This is a genomic window from Mitsuaria sp. GD03876, assembly GCF_029840635.1.
GTDB lineage: Bacteria > Pseudomonadota > Gammaproteobacteria > Burkholderiales > Burkholderiaceae_C > Roseateles.
In genome coordinates this window covers 41,251-66,315 of sequence record NZ_JAOCCU010000011.1, presented here as the reverse complement: position 1 = coordinate 66,315, position 25,065 = coordinate 41,251, and the positions used below count along the sequence as shown (strand labels likewise).

The following is a 25,065-nucleotide window of genomic DNA, read 5'->3' as shown; positions in this document are numbered from 1 at the left end:
CTCTTCCGAGATATTTGTTTCGGAGGGCTCATGAAGCAAGAGCAAAACACACCGTCGGACTTGGTTCTCGCGATCACCATAGGCTTTCTCGCTTGCCTGGTCCTGGCATACATCGCATTGTTATTCGTGGACCGCCAAATCACATATGGCATAACATACAAGGAAGTTGATCTAGCGGCTTGGATACAGGCAATCGGCTCTATTAGCGCCATATTCGCTGCATTGCTTTTAGGGCATAACCAAGCCAAGGCCGATCGAAAACTTGAGCTCTTTCGCCGCAGTAGTGAAGACGTTCGACGCCTGCAGGTCCTGGATACCGTGCTCGGCTGCCTCGAACGGCAGTGCTTGGAAGCCCAGAAAGCCCTTTTGGAGCACACGATTCCACTAGGTCCCCACGGACTATATCTTCGAGTAGCCATCAGAGCTGTCAGAGCGATTGACCTTTTCAACTGCCCTTCCACTCGGGCAATTGAATTACTAGTACTAATGTCAACTCAGCTTGAACGCATTGAGACAGGCATCCAAGCCTACGATTCATCTTTTGATGAACAATACGGCGATTCTTCGCGAGAGAATCGATCCCTATGGAACGGAATCGGAGTGGCTCACTCAATGGTGGAAGCGGCCAGAAAGGAATGTTTCGACGCGATTACCCGACACGACATCGCCTACGAAAAACAAAGCCTATTTGCGAAAACCAAATAGGCGGGAAAGAATGCTGACCCGCGACACCGATCCAATTTCACTTGCGGCGCCATTATTCGGAGCATCCGCTCTCAACAGATCTCCCGGATAGTGCTGGTGCCCGACGCATTTGCTGTCATCCAAACCAAATGCTTTTACCGCAGCAACAGCCTCGATGCACCAACGACCAAAATAACTGCCCTTCTCTATTGGCATCAACGTCGCATCGCCGTACGCGTACCAAAAAGGCTCCTTCGTTGGTGCCTTGGAATTCCTCGGGCTTGGCCGCTTCAACTCGTCGTACCAATGAGCAACAAAATCAAAAAGCAGGTCGGCCTGCTCTTCTCTTTCCGCGTCCACCGCGCGCTGTAAACGGCGATAAGGTTTCTCATGGATAAGTGCACCACCGATTTTCCAAGACGATTGGCGACTGGCAATCACTCGATCCAAGAGAACATCTTCACCGTCGTCCCCAATAAGAGCCAGGAGGCGAAGCCATTGATCTTCAGGAACATCCAGCGCCAACGCCAAACCAACCAACCAGAAGCACCAGTTGTAGTGATTCAAGTTGGTCAATAGAAAATCCCAGTCTCGACAGGTCGACACCTCTTCTTTACCACAGACATCGTCACTTAGGCGATTGGAAATTTCCCACGCGTCCAACAAATCAGGGAAGCTGGTTGCTATTTCCTTGACATCATCTCCGCGACAATATCGTTTCAGCATGTACCTACCGACCCCAATAGAGAGATCAAACGCATATTGCGGCATATATGCCGGATTTGCACTTGGTTGACGAAGAATCGCTTGCTCTTTTGCAATACGTTCTTTTCCGTACGCTACCCATTCATCCCAGTAAGCTGCATCTCCAACGGGTGCTCGAATCATGGCTTGGCTCCGGTAACCGATTTTCCTGGAAGGATAAGCTTGGAAGTATCTACGACTTTTGGCTTACCTCTCGCATCCAGAACTTGAACAAGCGTCGAACCATCCGGCCGAGTCGTGACAACCCAAGTCTCCAGCCTATTCGCGGCGATTGCGTCGCGAACCGCTCCTGCCTCGCGCTCTCCAACCGCTCTTTCCAGTCGACTACTTCCGGTGGTCCAACTTTGGCTACCCTGCAGACCGTCATTGGTCTTACCTAGCACCTGGGCGCCCGTCTTGCCATCCGGACCGACGAACTTGTATTCGATCAACAGGTAATCGATGTCGGCGCGTTGAACTTTGAACATGTCGTCGATACCTGTCTCGCCCACACCAGGCGTTCGAGCGATCTTTTGGCCGTCCGGCACGATCTGCTGAACCGTGCGTTGGCCAAAGAGGTCCCCCATCACCCCCTTCTGCTCGGTAGAGAGCTGACGCATATCGAGTAACGGCGCTCCCGATCTGTCGACAACGCCACCAGACTTCATCAGCGCCTCCTTCGCGACCGCCTCCAATGCGGCCTCGCTTCCTTGCGCCAACTGCTTGATGACTCGGCCGCCGCTCACCATGACGCTACCGGTGCCCGTAACGACAAGCAGCCCGTTGGTGTAGAGCTCCGCGCGGACGCGCTGGGCCTCGTCAACTCGACCTGCGGCTTCAAGTTGGTCAGCGCGATCCAGCGTTGCCTTGATCGCCTTCTCCGTGTTGTCGATGGGCGCGGAAAGGAAGGTAGCCAGACCCTTGGACAGGTCCGAAAGATCCTTTTGGGCCTGCTGCCGTACCGGATTCGGTTCGCCACCAACTCCGCGATCAATCGGCATCCCGTCCGGGCCAAGAGGCTCGGTCGCGAGCACCGCTGTCTTGACAAGTTTCAGCCCGTCGACCACTCCCTGTGCGATCACATCGCCGACAGCGCTGATCGTGTTGAACGCTCCAGCATTTCTTGCTCTGTTGCCGTACATCTCGCTGAGCGTCTGCGCCTCACTTTGCTCCTTCGCGATCACGCCAAAGATGTCGACCTGCCGAGGCTTGCCGGCATAGCTTTGAGCCGCGCCTTGAACGCCGGAAAGTTCCTTGGCGCATGCGGCGGAAGACGGATTCACACAGGCAGCTTGGAGGGCGGCGTTTCGGCTGTTGTCCAGCGCAACCAGAGCCGCAATCTCTTGCTTGGCTTCTTGTTGACACTGGCTGTCGCCCTTGCACTTCTGCAACTTTTCGCGAGCGGCTTCCAGTTGAGCGGCCTCGCGGTGATTCAGATAGTTGTTCACCACCTGATTCCCCGCCGTCGCAGCGCCCGCCGCTCCACCCGTCGCAGCACCCACCGCCGTGGCCGCGGCCGCGGTGACGAGGTCACTGACCGCCTCCGGCAAGCCCTTGAGGGCCTTGGCGATATCCGCCGTCACGTACGCGGATGTTCCCGCGCCGACACCCCCGGCCAGTCCACCACCAAGCGCTCCCAGCGCCGCATGCGCCGCCACGCGATACGCGCCACCTTCGTCGTACTTGGCCGCCTCCTCGTCCTTACCTTCCGCCCGCAGACGCGTGGCCATGTTCCCCATCTCCGTGCCAATCTCATTGGCGATCCGCGGCAGCGCCTGCTGCGTGATCTGCATCTGGGTCTGCACCTCGTTCATCAGCGCCTGGCCGTCCCAGCTCTTCTTCAGCGAGACGCTGGCGTCCTTGCCGGTGGTGACATCGCGGTTCAGCTCCGCCACCGTCGTGGCCGCATCCTTCCCGGTCAGCTCCTTCTGCTTGGCCTCGTCGGTGATCGTGATTTCCGCTCCGCTGATACCGCTGACCGTCGTGCTGCCCTGGCTGCCGTTCACGCTGCCCATGCCGGGTGAGAACCCGGGCTTGGTGCTGGACTTCCCGTCGCCCTTCTTTTCCTCCTCGGTCTTCGTCGACGGCTGGTCCCCCACCTTCGAACTCAGGCTCACGCCCACGCTGTAGCCGCTGGCCTTGTAGCTGTCGGAGTTCTGCAGCTCGCTCTGCGTCAGCGAGCCTGTCACCAGGCTGTTCTTCTTGTCGTCGACCGCCTGTTGCGTGCTGGTGATCGATCCGCCCTTCAGGTCCGTGTTGCCCTTCACCGTCAGCTGGAAGCCGCCGTCGCCCGCGGCGATGCCGCTCTGCTCCGTCACCGACGTGAAGTCGCCCTTGGCCTTGGCGTTGCTCACGCTGGCGTTCACCGAACTCGTGCCGTAGCAGAACGGCGGGATGCACAGGCTCACGCCCACACCCGAGCTCTGCTGCTTGGCGTCGTAGGTGGCGCCGTCCTGCACGCTCTCGATGTTGAGGTTGCCGCCGACGTTGGCGCTGACCTTGCCGCCTTCGACGACCGCGCCCTTGAGCGTCGTGTCGCCGCCGGACTCGATCCGGACCTCGTTGCCGGCGACATGCGTCTGCGTGTTGGTCACCGAGGTGCCCTCCGCGCGTCCCTTGCCTTTGTTGGCCGAGGCCTCCAGCGTGAAGCCGTTCTGCGTGCCGCCGAAGGCATACGACACGCCGATGCTCGCGCCGCTGCTGCTGTTGGTGCTGTGCAGAGTGCTGGTCGACTGCGCCGCCTCCAGGCTGACCGCGCCATCGGCCTTCAGCGTGGCCTTGCCATCAGCCTTGATGTCGGAGCCGACGACCTGCAGCGTGCTGTCCTTTCCTCCGCCGGTGGCTCGGATGCTCACGTTGCCTTGTGCCGCCACCTGGCTGCCGATCGCGGTCGTGCTCTGCTCGGTGGTCGTGCTTTCGCTCTTGGAGGTACCGAGGCTCACGCCGACCTTGATGCCGGTGCCCTTGGACAGCGTCTGCGCCGCGTCCACCGCATCCTTGGCCGCCAACGCCGCGCTCATACCGGCCAGCGCCTGCATGCGCTTGTCGCTGGTCTTGCCGCCGGCCTCGGCCGCGCCGATCGCGCTCTGCACCGCGCTGACCAACGGCACGCTCACCGTGCCCCCCAACGCCGTCTTGCTGAACTTGCTGGTCTGCGTGCTGTCGGCGGTGTTCTGCGCCGCGTCGATCTTGACCTGCTTGGCCAGGATGTCGATGTCGCCGCCGCTGCCGTCGGCCGCCTTCTGCGCCATGACCTGTGAGCCGGTCTGCGTGTAGCGCTCACCGGCCTGCAGCGTGACGCTGCCGCCGAGACTTCCCACTTGCGTGCCGGTCTGCGTCGTGCCGTGCTGGTCGCTGGTGTTGCTCTGCTTGACCGTGCCCACCGCCGGCTGCAGGAAGCTGCCGATGAAGCCGCTCTTCTTGCTGCTGGCGCTACTGCTGCCGTCCTGCGTGTTCTCTGAGGTGCCCAGCGTCAGGTTGCGCTCCGCGCGGATGAGCACGTCGCCATCGGCCACGACCGTGGCGCCTTGCAGCGATGCGTCGCGTCCGGCATGCGCCACGACGCTGCCCGCGCTGATGCTGCTGCCCACGGCCTCGGTAACGCTCTGCGATTGGCCTTGCGCGCCGCTCTTGCCGCCCATCAGCGCGGCGCCGGCGCTCACGCCCAACGGTGACCCCGTCAGCACCAGGGCACCTCCGACCGCCTTGCCCAGCCCCGTCGATTGCTTGACCGACTGACGCATGCTCGTGCTGTCGCGGCTTTGCTCCGCGCTCTCCACCAGCAGGTCGCGGCCGGCGTCCAGCGTCGCCTTGCCTTCGGCCGTCAGTTGCGCGCCCTGCAGGCGGATGTCCTGCTTCGCCAGCACGGTCACGGAATCGCCCGACAGCGTCGTGGCGACCACGCCCTTCTCATCGACCTTGTCGTAGGTGCTCGTCGTGGTCTTGGAGAAGAGGCTCTTGGTCGTGTGATACGTCTGCTGCTCGAGGCCCGCGGTCGTTTCCCCCGCCAGCAGCGCGACGTCCCGCCCTGCGGACAGCGACACCGCGCCCTTCTCGCTGGCCACCTGGGCCGCCTTGGCGCTCAAGTCCTGGCCCGCCTTGAGGATCACGACCCCTTCGGCCTGGATCGAGCTGCCGACATCGGCGCTCTGGCTGACGTTGATGAAGTTCTTCGCATCAAACGTCGCCCGATCGCTGCTCACAGTCTTCACCGTCCCCAGCTTCAGATCCCGCCCGGCATCCACCAGCACGCCGCCGTCGCTGCCCGTCTGCTTCAGCCGCGCCGCGTCCAGCACCACGTCCTGTCCCGCCTGCAGCACCATCACGCCGCCCGCCGTCAGGCTGGCCACGCGGTCCAGCACCGTGCGCTGGCTCGTCGCCGACGTCCCGCTGGCCGTCGTGCTGGCGATCACCAGGTCGCGTCCCGCCTTCAGGCTCAGGTCCTGCGTCGCGCTCAGCTCGCCGCCCAGGTTGCGCAGGTCCTCCTTCGCGCTCAGCGCCAGGCTCGTGCCGCGCACGCTGCCCGTGTTGACGATGCCCTGCGCCGTCGCGCTCAGCGACTGCGACGCGCGCAGGTCCCCGCTGTTGTCCAGCGTCCCGCTCAACGCGAGCTTCACCCGGTCCCCGGCGATCAGCGCGCCCGTGCCCGCCAGGTCGCCGTCGCGCGGCAGCAGGTACACCTGCGGCACCAGCACGCGCTGTGTCGAGCCGTCCGCCAGCGTCACCTCCTGCTCCACCAGCCACACCAGGTCGGTCGTCAGCAGCGCCATCTGCTCCGCCGTCAGCGCCACGCCCGGGCGCAGCTGGTGCGCCTGCGCGAAGCTCGCGCCGTTGGCCATCAGCGCGCGGTACATCTCCTCGTCGCTCGCGTAGCCCTTCAGGAAGGTCGAGCCCGTGAGCTTGCCGATCTGCTCGCGCACCAGCCGCTGCTCGTAGAAGCCGTCGCCCAGGCGCTTCTGCGCCGTCGCCGGATCCAGCTGCATCGCCTGCAGCAGGAAATCGCTCGACAGCCAGTCGCGGTAGTTGGCGAAGCGCGGATCCGTCTCCACCAGGTAGCCCGAGCGCGTGTCCGCGCGCAGCTTGAACAGGCTGTTGCCCGGCAACGCCAGCGACACCGGCGTCGCCCGCAGCCGGCCGTTCGCATCGGTGCCCGTCACCACCTGCGCCGCGCCCGCGCCGATCGACGTCAGGCGCCCCGGACCGCCGACATTCGCGCCCTGCCCGTCCAGCGGCTGCAGCGTCTGCGACCGCACCGCCTGCGCCGTCACGCGGTCCGCGCGCGCGCCGGTTCGCACCAGCGCGCCGTCCTCGCCCTGCACCACCCGCGCGCCTGCCTCCGCGGCGTCGATCACGCGCAGTTGCGCCTCCACCGCGCCATTCGTGCCGTCCTGCGCCGTCAGCGTCTGCAGCGCTTCATCGCCACTCGCGCGCCAGCCCGTCGTCGCGCGCCCCGCGCCCGCGGCGCCGCCACCGAGGACCGCCTGCCGCGACACGCCGTTCAGCGCGCCGACCGCGCCGGTCGCGCCGGCGTTCACCGTCCCCGACGACGACGCCTGCTGCGCCTGCGCGCCCGCGTCGCCGCCGACGGCGCCCGCCAGCTGCCGGCCGCCCGGCGTGGTGCCCGTCCCGGCCCCGCCGGCGCCCGATTCCGGCAACACCAGCTTCTGTGGCCGATTGATGGCCACTTCCGTCGTCGTGTAGTCGTAGCCGGTGTTGGGCACGCCCGTGCCGTCGTTCCAGGTCACGTACACGTAGGTCTTCTCGGTCCCGGTGACCGTCACCTCCTTCGTCCGGTTGTCGACGGACGCCGACTGGATGTCGACGCCGTCGCGCCCGATCACCCGGCTCATGTCGTTGACGATGCGCCCGCCGCCTTCCACCCGCAGCGTGCCGCCGACGATGATCTGGCCCGCCGAGCTCTGCGTGACCTTCGCCGACTGCATCGTCCGCGTGATGTCGAACGCGGTGAAGTCACCACGCAAACGGCTGTTGGTGTCGTCGTAGAAGGCCTGCAGCGCGGCATCCAGCCCCGCGTCGTCCCCCGGCGTCACGCCGAAGTCCGACCAGATCCGGTCCGAGGCCGGATAGTGCGCGCCGGTGATGGTCGTGTCGGTGCAGCCGTCCGGCGTGCAGTCCCGGTACGGGTGGTCGCCGCTGGCCTTGACCTCGAAGCCTCGATACGCCGAGCCGTCCGTGTCTCCGCCCAGCCCGCCCAGGTAGCGGCCGAACACCTCGTTGGGATACCGCACCGACGGCAGCAGCATCTTGCGGTTGTACGTGTCCTGCGACCAGCTCTTGCTCTTCGGGTGGAACTCGTACACGAAGGGCTCCAGCGAGTTCTGCGCCGGGCTGCCCCATTCGCTGCCCCAGGATCCGTTGTAGAAGGTCACCGCCCACAGCACCCGGATGTCCTCCGGCTTGTAGCGCGTCGTGCTGCCCGGCGCCTGGAACTCCCAGCCCGTCGTGGTCTCGCCATTGACCAGCGCCCACTTCAGATACGGGTTCAGGTTCTGGATGTCGGCCGACTGCAGCAGCAGGTCGCCACGCGCCTCGATCGTCGCGCCGCTGTTGACGACCTGGCCGGCGGTGATGCGCATGTCGCCGCCGCTGCTGATGAAGGACTTGCTGGCCAGCACGCGCGGCGCCGCCGGGTCCTGCGGCAGGCTGTCCGCGCCGTCATGCACGCTCGCGTTGCGGACCGCGCCGGTCACGTCGAGCTGCAGCAGGCGGCTCGCCTCGATCGTCGCGTTCTCGTTGAGCAGGCTGCCCGCGCGCAGCGACAGGTCGCCGTCCGCGTAGATCATCGACTGCGCCGTGTTGGCCACCGCGCCGGTCATCGCCACCGCCATCGCGCCGCGCGAGGCGATCACCGCCGACTGGCCGCCCTCCGCGCCGTTGGTCAGTTGGCCGCCGGTGATCGTCAAGTCGCTGCCGTAGATGCGGCCGCTGCCCAGGTTCAGCACCTGCCCCGCGTCGATGCGAACGCGGTCGCCGTCGATCAGCCCGCGATTGCTCAGCGTGCCCGAGGTCGTCAACCGGGTGTCGGCGCTGCTGAGCTCGCCGCTGGCCTGGTTATCGATGTTGCGGGCGTCCACGCTCAACGCGCCGTTGGCGCGCAGCACGCCCTGGTTGATGAAGTCGCCGCCCAGCGTGAGCGACAGGTCGCCGCGCGATTGCAGCAACGTGCCCGCGCCGTTGGTCAGGCCGCCGACCAGCGTCAGGTTCAGCGCACCGCCGCTGGCGATCTCGCCGCCGCCGTTCAGGCCCGCGGCCGACGCCGTCACGCCGGTGCCGCCCCAAATCTTCCCGCCGCCATTGCGCAGATCCAGCGTCGACGCGCGCGGATCCGCGCCGCCGTCGCCGATCGCCGCCTGCGCCAGCGCGCTCAGCACGCCGCCGCCGTTGTCGAGGAACTGCGTCGCTGCAATGCGCAGGTCGCCGTCGGCGCGCAACTGGCCGTTGCGGTTGTCGATGCCGGTCGCGCGCAGCGTCACCGCGCCGCCCTGGATGCCGAGGTTCGCGCCGCTGGTGTCGCGGTTGTCGATCGTCCCGCCCGCGCGCAGGTCCACCAACTGCGCGCCGTAGATCAGGCCGCCCTGGTTCAGCAACTGCGCCGCCGTCGCCGTCGCGCCCTGGGCGCCGACGATCTGGCCGCCGCGGTTGTCCAGTGTGCCGGCGATCCCCAGCGCCACCGTCTGGCCGGAGATGGCATTGCGGTTCGTCAGCGAGCCCGCGTTGATCGTCACCGCGTTGCCGCCGATGCCGGCGCTGTTGTCGACGCTGCCCGCGTCGATGCGCAGCGCGCCCTGCGCGCGCATGCCGGTCGGCGCCGCGATCGCGGCATCGGCCGTGTTGGTCAGCGCCGCGCCGGCAGTGTCGACCGTCAGCGCGCCCGCGGACTGCAGCAGCCCGCCGTGGTTGTTCAGCGCGCCGCTGCGCACCGTCATCGCGTCGCTCGACAGCAGCCGTCCGCCGCGGTTGTCGAAGGATTGGCCGCGCGCGTCCGCCGTCACCGTTGTGCCAGCCATCTCGCCACCCTGGTTGACCATGCCGGTCGACGTCACGGTCAGCGCGGCCGCGGACAGCACCGAGCCCTGCGCGTTGTCGAGCAGGCCCGACGTCGTCAGGCCAATGCCGCCTTGCACGCTCGCGATGCGGCCGCCCTGGTTGACCAGCGAGCCGCCGCCGATCGTCACCGCCTGCTGCGCCAGCAGCGTGCCCGACTGGTTCTGCACCGCACCGGCGGCCGACACCGTCAGCTGTCCGTCGGAACCGGCCCAGCCGCCGCGGTTGTCCAGCGCGCCCGCGCCGAGTTGCATGTCGCCGCCGCTGCGCAGCCGGCCGCCCTGGTTGTCCAGCGTGCCGATCACCCGTGTCTGGAACGCGCCACCCGCCTGCATCACGCCGCCGGCCGTGTTGGCCAGCGTCGCCGCGTCGACGTCCAGCGCCGCCCCGGCCGCGATCGTGCCGCCGCGGTTGCTCAGGGTGCCGTCGATGTCGAGCGTCGCGCCCTGCGCGGCGACCAACTGGCCACCGTCATGGGCGAGGCCGCCGGCGGCGATGCGGACGCTGTCGGCCTGCGTCGTCGCGCCAGTCGCCGTCAGCGCGCCGGTGACCTGCCAATCCAACGCGCCCGAAGCCAGCACCTGGCCTTGCGCGCCGTTCCACTGCGTGGCGCGCAAGCCGAGGTTGCCGCCGGCTTGCGCGATGCGTCCGGACGTGTTGTCGACGAGGTTCGCGCCCAGCGTCAACTGCGCCCCCGCGGATTCGATGGTGCCACCACGGTTGTCCAGGTCGCCCGACAGCGTCGCCTGCAGCGTGCCGGCCGGCGACAGCTGCGTGACACGCCCGCCGGCGTTGAGCCAGTCCTGGGCGTCCAGGCGCAAGGTGTTGGCACTGACCTGCGCGCGCGACGTGATCAGGTCGCCGCCCGCCGACATCGTCAGCGACTGCGTGGCCGCGACCGCCGCGCGGTCGAGGGCGAGATCGCCGGTCAGCGCGCGCAGCGTCATCGTGCGCGCCTGCAGCTGCGCGTCCTGGAGTTGCAGCGACGGTCCCGCGACGCTCAGGTCGCCGGCCGCCGTCGCGGTTCCGCCAAACTGCAGCGACCGCGTCGCCGACAGCGACAGGTCGCCGCTGCCCGCGAGGGTGTTGTCGGGACGCAGGCCCGCGGCGAAGACGCCGTTGCCGCCCAGTTGCCCGGTGGTGACGCCCTGCGCGCCCTGCGCCGCGATCGTGCCGGCGTTGTACAGCTGGTCCGCTTGCAGCGTGACGCGGCCCTGGCTGTAGACCATGCCGGTGTTGTCGAACGCGCCCGCCACCGTCAGCGTGGCATCGCCCACGCTCTGCACGGTGCCGGCATTGGTCAGCCAGCCGGCTTCGACGCTCAGCGTGCCGGCCGCGCCGAGGAGGCCGCCCGCGCCGTTGTCGACGCGGCCCGCGCGCAGCGCGAGTGTCTGGGCCGACAGTTGTCCGGCGGTGTTGTCCAGGCCCGCGGACGCGAGGTCCAAGGTGCCCGCCGCCTGCATCCGGCCGCCGCGATTGCCGATGTCGCCATCGACGCGCAACACCGCGTCGCCGGCGCTCAGCAACTGGCCGCCGTCGTGGCTCAGGCTGGCGGCGCCCAGATGGACGCTCCCGCCTTGGGTCGTCGCCCGGTCGAGCGTCACCGCGCCGGTGGCCGTCACCGTCAGCGCGCCGGCCGACAGCAACTGCCCTTGCGCGCCGTCGAGCTGGCGGACGCGCACATCGAGCGCGCCGCCCGCTTGCGCGATGCGGCCCTCGCCGTTGTCCAGGCGATCCGCCATCAGCGACAGCGACGCGCCGTTGGCCGCGATCCCGCCTTGCCGGTTGTCGAGCAGACCGCCGAGCGACGCGGTGAACGCGCCCGCCGGTGCCGTCTGCAGCCAGCGCCCCGCAACATTGCTCCAGCTCGAAGCCGTCATGCCGATGCTGCCGGCCTCCATGGCCGCCGCATCGCTGCCGACGGCGCCGGTGGCGGTCAGCGACAGCGCGTCCCGGATGGACCAGGTCGCGCGGTCGAGACCGATGGCGCCCGGCTGTCCGGAAGCGCCGTTGGCGACGAGCGTCGCGCGGGTCGCCTGCGCCTTGCTGCCGTCGAGCTGCAGTTGCGCCGCGGTGGCACCCAGCGCGCCGGACGCCAGCAACTGACCGCTCTGTTGCAGCGTGCCGCTCACGTCGAGCCGCAGGTCACCACCCGCCTGCAGCGAGTTGTCGGTCTTGAGGCCCGCCGCCAGCGTGCCGGCGCTGGCGATGCCGTCGGCGGTCACCGTCAGGCCGCCCTGCGCGGCGACGATGCCCGTCGCCGTCTGGGTCAGCGCGCCGGCCGTCAGCGCCGCATCGCCCTGCGCATGGATCGTCCCGGTGTTGGCGAGCGTGCCAGTCGCCGTCAGGTCCGCACGACCCTGCGACTGCACCGCCCCGTCATTCGTCCATTCGCCGGCCCGGATGGTCAGGTCGCCGCGCGAAGCGATGAGGCCCTGCGCGCCGTTGTTCAGCGACGCGGCGTCCAGCGTCACGCGCCGGCCGTCCAGCTGACCGGCCTGGTTCTCGAGGGATCCGGCGTCGATGCCGAGCGCGCCGGCTGCGCTGACCTGGCCCGACTGGTTTCGCAGCGCGCCCGTGACCGACAGCGACGCATCGCCCTGCGCCAGCATCCGGCCGTTGCGGTGATCCAGGCTGGCACCGCTCAGCGCGATCGCCGAGGCCTGCGTGGTCGCTTGGTTCAGATCGATCGCACCGGTAGCGGCGATCGTGAGGCGGCCCTCGGTGAGGATCTCGCCCGCCGCGCCGCCGAGGCGGTCGGCCCGCAGCGACAAGTCGCCGCCGCCGGTCTGCACCAGGCGGCCGCCCGCGTTGTTCAGCTCACCCGCCTGCAGCGACAGCGCCCGGCCTTGTGCGCCGATCACGCCTAGACCGTTATCGATGCGATCGGCGATCGTGGCCGTCAGTTGGCCCGCCGCGCCGGTCTGCGCGACCTGGCCGCCGGTGTTGTTCCATTGCCGCGCCGCCACCGCGACGTCGGCGCCGGTCAGCGTCGCACCCGTGGTGTCCAGGCGGCCCGAGGCCGTCAGCGACAGCGCGCCCGGCGTGCTCGCCTGGGCGCCGGCCAGCGAAAGGTCGCCGGCCGTGGCGGTCAGCGCGATGCCCGCCGCCTGCGTCCTGCTGCCGCTCAGGTCGAGCGACGCCCCCAGCGCCGAGACTGCCCCGGCGGCGAACAAGCTGCCGCCCTGGCGCATCGCGCCGGTGGCCCGCAGCGCGAGGTCGCCGGCGGTGCCGGTCGATCCGTCGCCGCGCAGCCCGGCCGCGAAGGTGCCCGCGTTCTGAAGCGTGACGACCTCGACCGACAGGTCGGCCTGCGACGCGATCGTCCCGGCCGCGGTCTGGGTCAATTGCCCCGCCGTCACGGCGACGGCGCCAAGGCCGGTGATCGTGCCGCTGTTGGCCAGCCCGCCCGTCGCATCGAGCGTCAGCGCGCCCTGCGACTGCAGGTGGCCCTCGTTGTCGACCGCGTTGGCCCGCACCGTCAGGCGCTCGGCCGCGCTGACCAACCCACGGCCCGCGTTCGTCAACGTGTCGGCGGCGATCGTCACCGTGCCGCCATTCACCTGCCCGTCGCGGTTGTTCAGCGTCGAGGCCGACAGCGACAGCACCTGGCCGGCCTGCAGCCGGCCGCCGTCGTTGTCGATCGACTGCGCGGCCAGCGTCAGGCCGTCGCGCGCGGCCATGTCGCCGCCGCGATGCGACAGCGTCGCGACACGCAGGTCGATCGCGCGTGCCTGCGTGAGCGCGGCCGACAAATCCACCGCGCCGGTCGCGCGCACCGCGAGCGCGTCCTGCGCCAACAGCTCCCCTCCCGCGCCGTCGATCCGTCCGGCATCGATCGCCAGCGCCCCGCCCGCCTGCGCGATGCGGCCTCGCGTGTTGTCCAGCGCCGCGGCGCCGATCGTCAGCTGACGACCGTTCGCGCCGATGCGGCCGCCGGCGTTGTCCAGTTGCCCGGCGACCTGCGCGGACATCGTGCCCGCGGCGCTGGTCTGGACGACGTCGCCGCCCACATTGCGCCAGGCGGCGGCACGGAGGTCGACCTGCGCGCCCGCGACGCGCGCTTCGTCCGTGACGAGCTGGCCCGCGGCGTCGATCGCCAGCGCGCCGGCGGCGGAGAGCGTGGCGTGGTCGAGGTTCAGCGCGCCGCCGCGCGCCGTCAGCGCGACCTGGCCGGCTTGCGTCGCGCTGCCCTGCAGCGCCAGCGCGTCGGACGACACGCGCAGCGCGCCGCCCGCGAGCAGCGAGCCGCCGTGGCGCAGCACGCCGGCGGCATCGATCGTCAGGTCGCCGCTGCCCGCGACGGTGCCGTCGTCTCGCACGCCCGCGGCCAGCAGGCCGGCGGTCGTCATCCGGTCCGCGCGCACCGACAGCGCGCCGCCGGCGACGATCGTGCCGCCGGTCTCGAGCGTGCCGGCCGCGATCGAGGCGTCGCCACGCGCGTGCACCGTGCCGGCACCGGCCAGGCGATCGGCCGTCAACGAGAGCGCCCGCGCTTCGACACGGCCGTCGCCGTTGTTCCAGTCGCCCAGCGTCAGCGTCGCCGCGCCGTCCGCCGACACCGTGCCGGCGGCATTGAGGCCCCGCGCCGCGTTCAGCGCGATCTCGGCGGCGCCGATCCGGCCGCCGGTGTTGTCGAGCAGGTCCAGTCGACCCGCGCCGTTGCCATCGATGCGGCCGGCCTCGAGCCGGCCGGCCGACAGGATCTGCCCGGCGCGATTCGTCACCGTGCCGGCATCCACGCGCAGCGCGTTACCGCTGGTGGACAGCACGCCAGCGTTGTTGTCGATCGATGCGCCGCGCAGCGACAGGACGTCGCTGTTCGCCTCGATCCGCCCTTGCGTGTTGTCGATCGCACCGTCGACGACGACGCTCGACGCGCCCGTGCCGGTGACGCGCGTGCGCGCCTCGCGATGCGACAGCTGGCCGGCATGCCAGGCCAGTGTCGGCGCCGACAGGTCGGCGCGGTCCAGCAGCGCCTGCGTCGCCTCGATCCGGAAGTCGCCGTTGGTCAGCACCTGCGCCGCGCCGAGGTCCAGCAGCCCGGTGCCCAGCGTCAGCGCGCCGGCGCCGTAGTGCTCGACCCGCGCGCGCTGCGCGCTGATCGTGTCGGCCGCCAGCAGCAGCTCCGACGCGTTGGTCGCGATGCGCGCCCCATCCGCCTGCAGCGCGCCAGCGAGGCGCACCGTCAGCGCGCCGGTGCCCAGGCTCAGCCATTCGCCCTGGCGCAGATCCACGTCGTGCGCCGTCACGGACAACTGGTCCGCGACGAGGCTCGCCGCTCGCGTGCTGAGCGTCCCCTCGGCCCGCAGCGTCAGCGCCTGCCCGGCCTGCAGCGTCGCGCCGTCGGCGGTCAGCGACGATGCGGACGCCGTGATCGCGGCAGCCTGCGCACGCGTGCGCGTCAGGTCGACGGCGGCGGTGCCGGCGATGTCGAGGCGGTCGGTGGCGATCACCAGCGCCTCGCGTGCCGCGACCGCGCCGCCGGCGATCGACACCGAGGTCGCTTGCGCCTGCGCGCCACCCAGGTCGATGTCGGGCGCATGCACGGTCAGACGATCCGCCGCCAGCAACTGCCCCGCCTGCGCCACCGACTGCGTCGCGCTCATCGACAGGCTGCCGCCGCCGGCCACCAGCGTGCCATCCGGATTCATGCCCGCCGCCGTGACGCTGCCGGCCTCGCCGGTCAACCGCGGCGCCTGCACGTCCGCGCTGCCGCGCGACGCCACCCAACCCGCATTGCGCACGCCGGTGTTCGACTGCACCGTCAGCGCGGGCGCGCCCTGGGCATCGCCCTCCTGGGCGTACACGGTGCCGGTGTTCTCGAGCCAGCCATCGGCCCGCAGCGTCAACTGGCCGCCGACCACCTGGCCGGCCTGCCGCACGCCCAGGCCCGCTTCCGTGCCCACCAGCGTGATCCGCTGCGCGTAGATGCCGCCCAGCGCGGTGCTGTCCAGCGCGTAGCGCGGGCGCTCGCCGGTCGGCGCCAGCGCCTCGCCGGCGCCCTGGCCCGCCGCCGCGCCTTCCACCGTCATGACCTGCGTGCCGGTCTGGATGCGCGCGTCCTTGGCCCACAGGCCGGCGTTGAGTTCCACCGCCCGCGCCAGCAGCGCGGTGTAGTCGGCCTGCGAGCCGTCCAGGCCCTGCCCGTCGACACGGATCAGGCCGCCCTGCACGCCGTAGCCGGCGATGCTGCCGTCGGCGTTGAAGCGCGGCGTGCCGGTGGTCAGCACCGCGGCGCTCGCGTTGATGAAGCCCGCGCCGTCCACCTGGATGCCGGCCGGATTCGCGATGATCACCTCGGCCCGCTGGCCGGCGACCTCGACATAGCCCTTGAGCTGGCTCGGCGCGCTGCTGTTGACCTCGTTGAGGATCACCCGCGCGGCGCCCTTGGCCAGCCACGGGTTGCCCTGCACGTAGCCGCCGAGCTGCGTGCTCGCGTCGGTCCGCGCGTTGTTCAGGATCACGCCGCGCTTGTCGACGTCGAACTGGCTGTAGGTGTTGCGCGAGACGCCCGCCGCGCTCGGCGTCTGGATGTTCACCTGCACCGTGCCGTTGGCGCTGTTGACCACCGTCGGCTGCTGGTTCTTCGGCGCGTTGGGATCGGCCTTGACCTGCGCGAACGCGTCCGGGGCGAGCGTGATCGTCGCGCCCATCGCCAGCGCCGCGGCCAGCGCGATCAGCGCCGGCGGTCCCCGCGAGACCGGCACGACCGTCTCGGCCGCCGCCAGCGCGCGCCGCGCGGGCGCCTCGCTCTCCCCGGCCCCGCCCTTGGTCTGGCTGACGGCGGTCTCGGCCACGGCCATCAGTTGGCCACGTTGCTTGTTGAAGACGATTCGGTACTGGAGACGGTTCATCGCGAGCTCAACGGGAAAGCGGTCGACCCGGGCGGGTCAACGGGAATAGGTCAGGGTGAAGCCCGCGACGACGCGGGCCACGGGGAATCGGGCGGGCTGCCACAGCGGCGCGCCGGCGAAGACGTCGAGCGAGACGCCCTGCGCGCGCACGCGCGAGCCGATCACCGCGCCGGTCAGGTGGCGGCCGGCCAGGCGATCGGCGCCGTGGCCGCCCACCAGGCCGGCGTCGACGCCGAGGTACATCGACACCGCCGGCGCCTGCCGCGGCGCGCTCAAGGGCAGCTCGGCCTCGTTGCGCCACAGCAGGCCGTTGTCGGCCGAGAGCGACGCGTCGCTGCCGAAGCCGCGCACCGTGTAGCGGCCGCCGATCGAGAAGCGGTCCTGCGGCGTGAGCCGGTTCATCGCGAACTGCGCGCGCACCGAGCTGCTCAGCAGCAGTTGCCGGCTGCCCAGCGGCACCGCGCCGTTGAGGCCGGCGCTGCCCTGCAGCAGCCGCACGCGCGAATCGCCCTCGCCGAAGTCCTCCTCCGGCGCGGTCAGCGCGTGGAAGGCGCCGGTGCCGCGCTTCATGCTCAGCTCCAGCTCGCTGCCGACGCCGCCGGCCTGCCGGCGCAGCGTCACGCCGGCCTCCCAGCCGCCGGTGCGGCGGCGCTGGACCTCGACCTCGGTGTCGTCGATGTAGTTGCGCGAGCCGCGGCCGAACAGCTTCACGAAGCCGCTGAACTTGTACTGGCCGTCGCGCCAGAGCATGCGGGTCAGCTTCAGCTCGCCGTTGCTGCTGGCGCCGCGGTAGACGTAGGTCTGGTTGGCGCCGATGACGACCTGGCGGTAGCCGCTGCGGCTGACGGTCAGGCTCAGCAGCGCATGGCCCCAGGGCAGCGAGTAATGCAGCACATGGCCCCCGGTGCCCTTGTGCGGGCCGTCGCGCGGGTCGACGCGGCGCGCGAGCCAGTCGGCATCGCGGTTCAGCGTGACGTAGAAGAGATCGTTGAGCGTCAGCGCATGGTCCAGCGAGGCGGTCAGCGCCAGCGGGTAACGACCCGTCGCCGCGCTGCCGCTGTCGTCGAGCGAGACCTGCCAGCGCCATTGCCGGCCGCCCTGCCAGCTGACGGCCAGGTCGCTGTAGCCCGGCTCCGCCGTGCCCTGCGCGGGCTCGACCTGGATGTCGGCCTGCGCGCCGGGGACACGCTGGAGGTTCTCCAGCGCCTGCTCCATGTCGCGCAGGTTCAGCACATCGCCGGGCCGGACCGGCAGCGCGTTGGCCAGGCGCACCTGCGGCGAGGTGCCCTCGCGCAGGCGGATCGCGTGCACGCGGCCCGGCACGACGGCCAGCACCAGCCGGCCGCTGGACAGGTCCTGCGGCGGCGCGAGCACGCGGGTGGTGATGAAGCCATCCTCGATCAGCGCGTCCTGCAGCCGCGTGACCAGCGTCGCGACGCCGGTGGCGCCCAGGCAGCGGCCGATCGGCGAGTCGTCGCCCTGCGGGCCGTCGAGCGCGCGGATCTCGCGGGCCATGCGCGGCTGGTCCTCGACGCCGCGCAGTTCGATCTCGCGGATCGGGAAGCAGGGGGATTCGTCGTCGCGCAGGCGCTGGCGGGCCGGCGGCGGGCTGGCGCGCAGGCGCACGTCGGGTTCGCGCTCGAGCGCCTGGCGCTGCTGGGCCTCGCGCTGCTGCTGCAGCTGGCGCTGCGCGTCCGGATCGACCGTGCCCGCGGGCAAGACCTGGCCCCGGGCCGCCGGGGCGAGCGCGGCGAGCGCCGCGGCCATCGCGATCGTGATCGCCGGCTGCATGCCGACGGCCGGGCCGCGTCGCGCGCGCACCCGCTGTTCATACTTCTTCCGCATCCCTGCCTGCCGTTGTTGGGCGTTGTTTTTTCAACCCAGGGGCCGGCGAGGCGGATCGGCAATGCATCACGGACGGAGGGGATCCGGTCCGGCAACCCCGCTATCTCGGACCGCGACATCGGGGATGTCGGCATCGAGACCGGAGGCTTTGCGTCGCCGGCTCGCGCCGGTTTTGCCCTGGAAAGCCCGCCGGGCGTGACATCCCTCACGAAGGGCGCACGGCAGCGGCGAACTGAAGTAAAGGACTGTATCGGAACGCAACCGGCGGATCCTCGCGGCGAGGGGGGTGCCGGGGGGTGATTGACGGCGGGACGGGCTCTGCGCTAGCCGCCCGAACGGGCGGCTGGCGTGCGCGGACCCGCCTCCTACAATCCGCGCGCCTCACAGGAGCCCGCATGTCTGCCCCCATCGACTTCTACTTCGACTTCGCCTCCCCCTACGGCTACATCGCCGCGCAGCACATCGACGCGCTCGCCGCCAAGTACAGCCGCACCGTCAACTGGCACGCCATCGTGCTGGACGCCAACTTCCAGTCGCTGGAGCGCATCCGCATCCCCAACAGCGTCATGCGCAGCGACTACATCCGCCGCGACGTGGCCCGGCTGGCCGCCTACATGCAGGTGCCCTACAACACGCCGTCCTCGCTGGGCCTGCACACCGAGATGGCCGCGCGGCTGTTCCACTGGTTCAACGACCGCAATCCCGAGCAGGGCCGCCAGTTCGCGCGCGACGTCTACCGCGCCTACTTCGTCGACGACCGCAACATCGCCCAGGGCGAGGTGCTGCAGGACCTCTGCGCCACGCAGCACATCACCCCCGACCAGCTCCAGGCGCTGGCCAACGACTCCGCCACCCGCGCCCGGCTGAAGGCGGAGATCGACCTGGCGGAGGCGCGCGGCGTCTTCGGCTCGCCGTTCTTCATCGTCGAGGGCGAGCGCTTCTGGGGCAACGACCGCCTGCCGCAGCTCGAGCACTGGCTGGCCCACGGCCCGTATTGATCGGCCCCGCGGGGCGCCCGGTACCTGGCGGCGGTTACTTGTTGTCCGCCCGGTAATGTCCGGCCCCGCGCGTCATCGAGGGCTTCCTGGCAAGCGTTGGCAGACGCATGCAGACCACCAGGAGGTCCCTCATGCGCAGGCTTCGTCCCTTGTTCGTCGTGTTGGCGGCCGCGCCGCTCGTCGCGTCGCTGACCGGCTGCGTCGTCGTGCCGGCGCACCGCTACCGCGGCTACGACGCCGGTTATGACGGCGGCGGCCCCGCCTACGGCGGCCCGCCGGTCGCGGGCTACATCTGGTTCGAGGGCGTCTGGGAGTACCGCGGCGGCGGCCGCCGCTGGGTCCCGGGCCATTGGGGTCCGCGCCGCTGAGCGCGAGGCGCTCGCCGCCCCCTCCGTTTCCTCCCTCCAGGAACGACGAAGCCGGCGCAAGGCCGGCTTCCTTCATCGCGCGCGACGCCGCCAGGACGCCGCCGTCGCGCTCAACGCCGCATCAGCGCTTGCACAGGAACGAAGCCACGCCCCGGTAGCTCGCGCCGCTCGCGCTGGCCTGGTAGGCCGCGACGATGCGGAACTTGCCGTTGCCCGCGTCGCCCAGCGTCAGCATCAGGCCGTCGCCCTGCGCGAAGAAGGCGCCGGTGATGGTGGTGCTGTCGAGCTTGATGCTGGTGCCCGTCGTGGACACGGTCGGCTTGCGCGAGCCGGCCGTCGTCGCGATCGACACGTCGACCGAGGCCACGCCGTTGTTGAAGCTCAGCGCGGCCGTGCCGGTGGCGGTGCCGAAGGCGTCGCCCGAGGCGGCGTTCAGCACGTTCGGGGCGGTGAACTGGCCGCCGTCGCAGCTCAGCTGGCCGCTCGCCGGCAAGGCGGTCGGCGCGTTGTAGACGACGTAGTGGTAGGCGTCGTTGCGCGCGGTGCCCAGCACCGACGAGCCGCCGCCCGCGACCGCGGTGCCCTTGGCCCAGCGGCCCTGGCCCCAGGTCTCGTCGCCGGCGATGTTCACCACCGAGCGATCGGCGCCCGTCAGCGTGTTGCCGTTGATCGTCACGACGCCGCCGGCCGGCAGCTGCTCCCACGCGGTCACCGTGCCGCTGGTCTGCAGGCTGGCGCCGACCATCAGGTAGCGCAGCGTGGTGATCTTCAGGAAGGGCTCCTCGACCTTGCCCACCGCCGAGGTGGCGCCGTCGGTGCCGCCGGTCGTGGTGCCGCCCGTGGCGCCGCCGCCGTTGGTCGCGCCGCCCGTGCCCTGGTTGGTGTTCACCGCGGTGCCGGCGTCGTCGCCGCCACCGCCGCCGCAAGCCGCCAGCGCCGCGACCAGCGGCAGGACCATGAACACCTTCTTGACTTCGAACTTCATCTCGATTCCCTGGATTGCTAAGTTTTGTTGCCAAATGCTTCTGCGTGGCGGGGGCGGAGTCTGGCGACCCTCGCGTTTACCCGCGTGGTACTTTTTGGCAGCCCGATGGGAATTCGACGGCGGCGCGCGCTATGCGCCCGCGCTCCCGGGAGGTGTGGGATGGCGGTCACCCCCCGATGGGTGGTGCGGTTGACGGTGAATCGGGGCCCGCGCTATCCGCGCGCAGCCCGTCGTCGGAGCAGGCTCAGCTCGCCTGCTTGAAGGCCATCACGGCCTGGTTGCGCAGCGTGCGCAGCAGCGACAGCTGCTTCTCGTCGAGCACGACGCTGCCGGGCTCGGCCTTGTCGGCGTAGATCATCGCGAACGGCGCGCCGCGCAGCGCCATCGGCAGGATCAGGAAGCTGTGCGCCTTCGCCCCGCTCAAGAACCACGCCGGCAGCCGCTCGGCGATCCGGGGCTGCGACGCGTCGGCGATCAACGTGTCCACGCCCTTGGTGCAGATCGCGGTGAACAGCTCCGCCGCCATGCCCGGCATCACCCGCAGCGGCACGCGGAACAGCGGCACCACCGCCTCCACGCCCTCGCCCAGCCCGAAGCGGCCGGTCAGCGTCTCGGTCTTGGGATCGCGCAGGCAGAAGATCACCCGCCGGAAGCCCAGGCCGCGATACATCGTCTCCAGGATCATCCGCAGGATCTCGTTGAGCTTGAAGCTCTCGACCATCGCGTTGGTGATGTCCTGGATGCCCGCGGCCAGCGTCGCCGCCGCCTGCTCCGGCGGGACCGCGCCGGCCGGCGCCTGGCCCTCGACCAGCGTCGCCTGCAGCTGGTGCGGCGACAGCGAGTCCTCCGCCGACGGCGTCAGCGGCGCCAGCAGGCGCTGCGCCGGCGAGTTCTTCGCCAGCTTGATGTCCATCGCCTGCGCCAGCTGCGTCAGCCGCTGGCGCGCCTGGTCCGCCGCCGCCTCGAAGGCCTTGGCCTCCACGCCCAGCGCGCGCGCGTAGCGCTGCGCCATCGCGCGCACCTTGGCATGCGCCTCGGCCGGATCGCTGTTCAGGATCACGTCGGCCACGTCGTTGCTGGCGCGTCCGAGCCAGCGCATCCGGTCCGTCGAATGCTCCACCAGCCGCGCCGGCGCGTCGCCGTCGGGCCGCTGCATGCTGCGCTGCAGGCTGTCCGGGAAACCCCATTGCCGCGCCACGCCCAGGCCCAGGTTCTCGTAGCTCAGGCCCAGCACCTGGGCCGAGGCGGCCGCCTCGCCCACCGGCGGCGCGGCCTGCTCGCCCATGCCGCGCTCCGGGCGCACCAGGCGGCGCACCTGCTGCGCCTCCTCGGGCAGGTAGAACTCGGACAGCAGCCGGCCCAGGCCCTGGAACATCGTCGCGAGGAAGGACTCCTCGTTCTCGCGCGGCACCAGGCACAGCTCGCGCGCCAGCGAGCCCGCCATCAGCGCGCGCAGGAATTCCTCCTTCAGCCGCTGCGCATGGGCCTTGTTCTCCATGCGCTCCAGCAGCACCAGCGACAGCGCCAGGTTGCGGATGCCGCCGAAGCCCACCAGCGCCACCGCGCGCGACACCGTGCTGATGTGCCCGCCGCCGGCATGGCTGAACTGCACCGTGTTGACCAGCCGCAGCAGCTTGTTGGTCAGCGCCACGTCCTTGAGGATCTCGTTGGAGAGCGTGGTCAGGCTCTCGTTCTCGGACTGCGTCATCCGCTGGATGCGCGCCACCGAATCGGCCATCGCCGGGAAGTCGCTGCGGTGCCGCATGCGGCGCAGCAGGAACTCCAGCGTGGCGCTGCCGCCCTCGCCCGCCTCCGGCGCCTCGCTGGCCGGATGCAGCCAGGCGGCCAGCGCGTCGTGGAAGGCCTTGGCATCGGGCCAGCGATGCGCCGCCTCGCGCGACAGCCCGCGCAGCAGCACCGCGCGCAAGGCGTCGTCGCTGTCGGGGCCGAGGTCGGCCGGCGGATCCAGCGTCTGCTCCATCGCGCGGCGCACGGCGCGCCAAGGATCGGGGTCGTAGTTCAGGCGCTGGCCCGACAGCATCTCGCTGAGCATCACCGCCGACGCGAACACGTCCATCACCGGCGAGGCCGGCTCGCCGCGCGCCGCTTCCGGCGAGATGTAGCCCGGCGTGCCGACGATGCGGTTGGGCTTGGTCGCCGTGCCCGAGGCGCCCGCGGCGCCGGCCTGCAGCCGCGCCGCGATGCCGAAGTCCATGACCTTGGGCCGGCCGGTCGAGTCGATCAGGATGTTGGACGGCTTGAGGTCGCGGTGCACGACGCCGGCCTGGTGCGCCGCGTGCAGCCCGTCCAGAATGCCCAGCATCAGCGCCACCGCCTCGCGCGCCGGCAGCCGGCCGCGCTGGCGCAGCCGCTCGGTCAGCGTGCCGCCGGGCACGTACTCGAAGACCATGTAGGCCTGGCCGGCCTCGATGTCGGCCTCGAAGACCGGGACGATGTTGGGATGCGTCAGCCGGCTCACCGCGCGGGCCTCGTGCAGCCAGGCGTCGACGCTGGCGCGGTCGGTGCCCTGCGTGAGCACCTTCAGCGCGACCTCGCGGTCCAGCCGCGGATCGTGCGCGAGCCACACCACCGCCTGCGCGCCCTGCCCGAGGCTGCGCAGCGGCTTGAATCGCCCGACGCCGGGCGGCATCGCGGTCATGGACGGTCCTTGCCGGGCTCGGCGGCGGGGGCCGGGGCGCCGGCCTCGGCCCGCTCGCGCAGCCGCGAGCGCGGCGCCGCGGTCGCGGCCGCGCCGACCGACGGATCGCTCATCGCGCCCAGGCCGCTGTTGCCGGCGTCGCCGATCGCGCCGCTGGCGCCGAGCGCGTCGTAGATCTCGCGCAGCCCCAGCGACAGCGCGCGGGCGTAGCGCCGCGTCGCCAGCTCGATCGCCGCCTGGCGCTTGCGCTCGGGCAGCGCCAGCGCGTCGACCAGCTCGTTGGCCAGGCTGCAGGTCAGGCGCAGCATCTCGACGTCGCCGTCGGCATGGCGCACCGGCGCCTCCTGCGGCTGGCGGCGCATCATGTGCTGCAGCTCGTCGCCCAGGCCCCAGTACTTGGCCACCGCCAGGCCCAGGCTCTCCAGGTCGCAGCCCAGCACCGCGTAGGCGGCGGACTGCTCGCTCATGCCGCGCGGATTGGGGTTGTCCTCGGTCGCCTCGGGCGCGACCTGCAGCTGGCGGATCTGCTGCGCGTCGTCCGGGAAGTGGTACTGCACCAGCAGCCGGCCCAGGTTCTGCATCAGCGAGATCAGGTAGATCACCTCGGCGTCGTAGCCGGCCGGCCGCAGCGCCTGCGCCACCTGGCCGGCGCGCTGCACGCGCCGCATCACGCTCTGCATGAACTGCGCCTGGCCCTCGTTCATCGGCCCCGGCCAGGGCTTGAGCGCCCGGGCCGCGTCCTCCAGCCCGTTCAGGCCCAGCATCGCGATCGCGCGCTGCAGGTTCAGCACCGTGCCGCCGCTGGTGGGGCCCTGCTGGCGCAGCGCGTTGTTGACGCGCCGGATCAGCTCCAGCGACAGCGCCATGTCCTTGAGCGCCAGCGCCGCGAGCTGGCTGCCGTGCTGCGATTCCATCGACGACGACGCCACCGTCGTCACCAGCCGGGTCGAGGTGCTCGGCAGATGGCCGAAGCGCTGCATCTTGTCCTTGAGCAGCGCGATCGGGCCGCCGTCGTCCTGCTCGGCCGACAGCCGCCAGCCGTCCAGCGCGCGCCAGAAGCTGCGCGCCAGGTGATAGCGCTGGCGCGTCTGGCGGTCGGTGGCGCGGTTGACGATCGCGCGCAGCGGCTCGGGGATCGGGTACGGCGTCTCCCAGCCCAGGCGCACCAGCTCGTGCCCCTGCGGCTGCATGCGCTGCAGCACCAGCTGCAGGTCGGATTCGTCCAGCACCGGCTTGCCGCTCAGCAGCCGATGCAGCGCCAGGCCGATGCCGACGACATCCTCCTCGGCGGCCTCGCGCACCGCGCGGCGCGACGCGGCGTTGAAGTCGGCGGTCGCCGGCACGATCTCCTGCGCCACCTCCAGGCCGAGCACGCGCACGTGGTTGGCGCCGTCGACGACGAGGTGGGCGAGCTGGATGTCCCGGTGCGCATGCCCCGCCTCGTGGGCGAAGGCCAGGCCCTCGAGCGCCTGCGCCGCCCAGCCGGCGGCGTCCAGCGGCAGCGGCGGCGCGCCGCGGCCGGCGCGCTCCTCGAGCGTCTCGCCCAGAGCGCGGTCGTAGGCGACATAGGGCCAGGGATCGACGCGGCCGGTCTCGACCACGTGCGCCAGGTTCGGGTGATGGATCCGCGAGGCCGCGTCGACCGTCTTCAGCCAGTGCAGCATCGCCGCCTCGCTGTTGGGTTTCTCGCGCGGCATCATCAGGAACATGTCCTGGCCGGAATTCGGGTCGAACACCACCCACAGCATCGAGCGCAGGCTCTTGTGCAGCAGCGCGCGCAGCTCGAAGCGGCCGAATCGCCGCATCGGGGCGGCGGTGGATGTTGTGTTGTTGTCAGACACGAGCGATGTGCAGCACCCGA

General features: G+C 70.5%; 9 protein-coding genes and 1 riboswitch. Of the genes, 3 read left to right on the top strand and 6 right to left on the bottom strand.

The window, feature by feature from the left end; translation table 11 throughout:
* The first annotated feature begins 30 nt into the window (after nucleotides 1-30).
* Nucleotides 31-705, top strand: a complete 675-nt coding sequence (locus tag N5D62_RS08970) for a hypothetical protein (protein ID WP_279757369.1) — start codon at nucleotides 31-33, stop codon at nucleotides 703-705.
* Here the strand turns inward: N5D62_RS08970 and N5D62_RS08965 are convergent.
* From N5D62_RS08965 to N5D62_RS08955, 3 genes are read right to left on the bottom strand one after another with little or no spacing between them, the layout of a single operon-like run.
* The gene (locus N5D62_RS08965) at nucleotides 685-1,572 is read right to left on the bottom strand and encodes a PoNe immunity protein domain-containing protein (protein ID WP_279757368.1); all 888 of its coding nucleotides are present in this window, start codon (nucleotides 1,570-1,572) and stop codon (nucleotides 685-687) included. The two genes, N5D62_RS08970 and N5D62_RS08965, sit on opposite strands and share 21 nt — an antisense overlap.
* Entirely contained in the window at nucleotides 1,569-16,349 is a 14,781-nt protein-coding gene (locus tag N5D62_RS08960) for a hemagglutinin repeat-containing protein (RefSeq protein ID WP_279757367.1), read from the bottom strand. Before N5D62_RS08960 ends, N5D62_RS08965 begins: the two co-directional genes overlap by 4 nt.
* A 36-nt stretch (nucleotides 16,350-16,385) precedes the next feature.
* Nucleotides 16,386-18,194, bottom strand: coding sequence for a ShlB/FhaC/HecB family hemolysin secretion/activation protein (locus N5D62_RS08955; RefSeq protein WP_279757366.1), 1,809 nt, complete (start codon nucleotides 18,192-18,194; stop codon nucleotides 16,386-16,388).
* An 87-nt stretch (nucleotides 18,195-18,281) separates the two neighbouring features.
* A riboswitch (cyclic di-GMP riboswitch) is annotated at nucleotides 18,282-18,381 on the bottom strand.
* 208 nt (nucleotides 18,382-18,589) lie between these two features.
* Between N5D62_RS08955 and N5D62_RS08950 the strand changes: the two genes are divergently transcribed.
* Together N5D62_RS08950 and N5D62_RS08945 are read left to right on the top strand one after the other, a co-directional pair.
* Nucleotides 18,590-19,192 (top strand): 2-hydroxychromene-2-carboxylate isomerase, encoded by a 603-nt coding sequence (locus N5D62_RS08950; protein WP_279757365.1) that lies wholly within the window; start codon nucleotides 18,590-18,592, stop codon nucleotides 19,190-19,192.
* 131 nt (nucleotides 19,193-19,323) lie between these two features.
* A complete protein-coding gene (locus N5D62_RS08945; RefSeq protein WP_279757364.1) occupies nucleotides 19,324-19,560 on the top strand; it encodes a hypothetical protein in 237 nt (78 codons plus the stop codon).
* A 121-nt stretch (nucleotides 19,561-19,681) separates the two neighbouring features.
* Here the strand turns inward: N5D62_RS08945 and N5D62_RS08940 are convergent, their stop codons facing one another.
* The 3 genes from N5D62_RS08940 to N5D62_RS08930 all read right to left on the bottom strand — a co-directional run bounded on the left by N5D62_RS08940 (nucleotide 19,682) and on the right by N5D62_RS08930 (nucleotide 25,045).
* Nucleotides 19,682-20,545 carry a hypothetical protein gene (locus tag N5D62_RS08940; RefSeq protein ID WP_279757363.1) on the bottom strand — a complete coding sequence of 288 codons (864 nt, stop codon included), beginning with the start codon at nucleotides 20,543-20,545 and terminating at the stop codon, nucleotides 19,682-19,684.
* Between the two features lie 244 nt (nucleotides 20,546-20,789).
* A complete protein-coding gene (locus tag N5D62_RS08935) occupies nucleotides 20,790-23,204 on the bottom strand; it encodes a serine/threonine protein kinase (RefSeq protein ID WP_279757362.1) in 2,415 nt (804 codons plus the stop codon).
* Nucleotides 23,201-25,045 carry an HDOD domain-containing protein gene (locus N5D62_RS08930; protein WP_279757361.1) on the bottom strand — a complete coding sequence of 615 codons (1,845 nt, stop codon included), beginning with the start codon at nucleotides 25,043-25,045 and terminating at the stop codon, nucleotides 23,201-23,203. The genes N5D62_RS08935 and N5D62_RS08930 overlap by 4 nt, the downstream gene beginning before the upstream one ends.
* Between the last annotated feature and the right edge of the window lie 20 nt (nucleotides 25,046-25,065).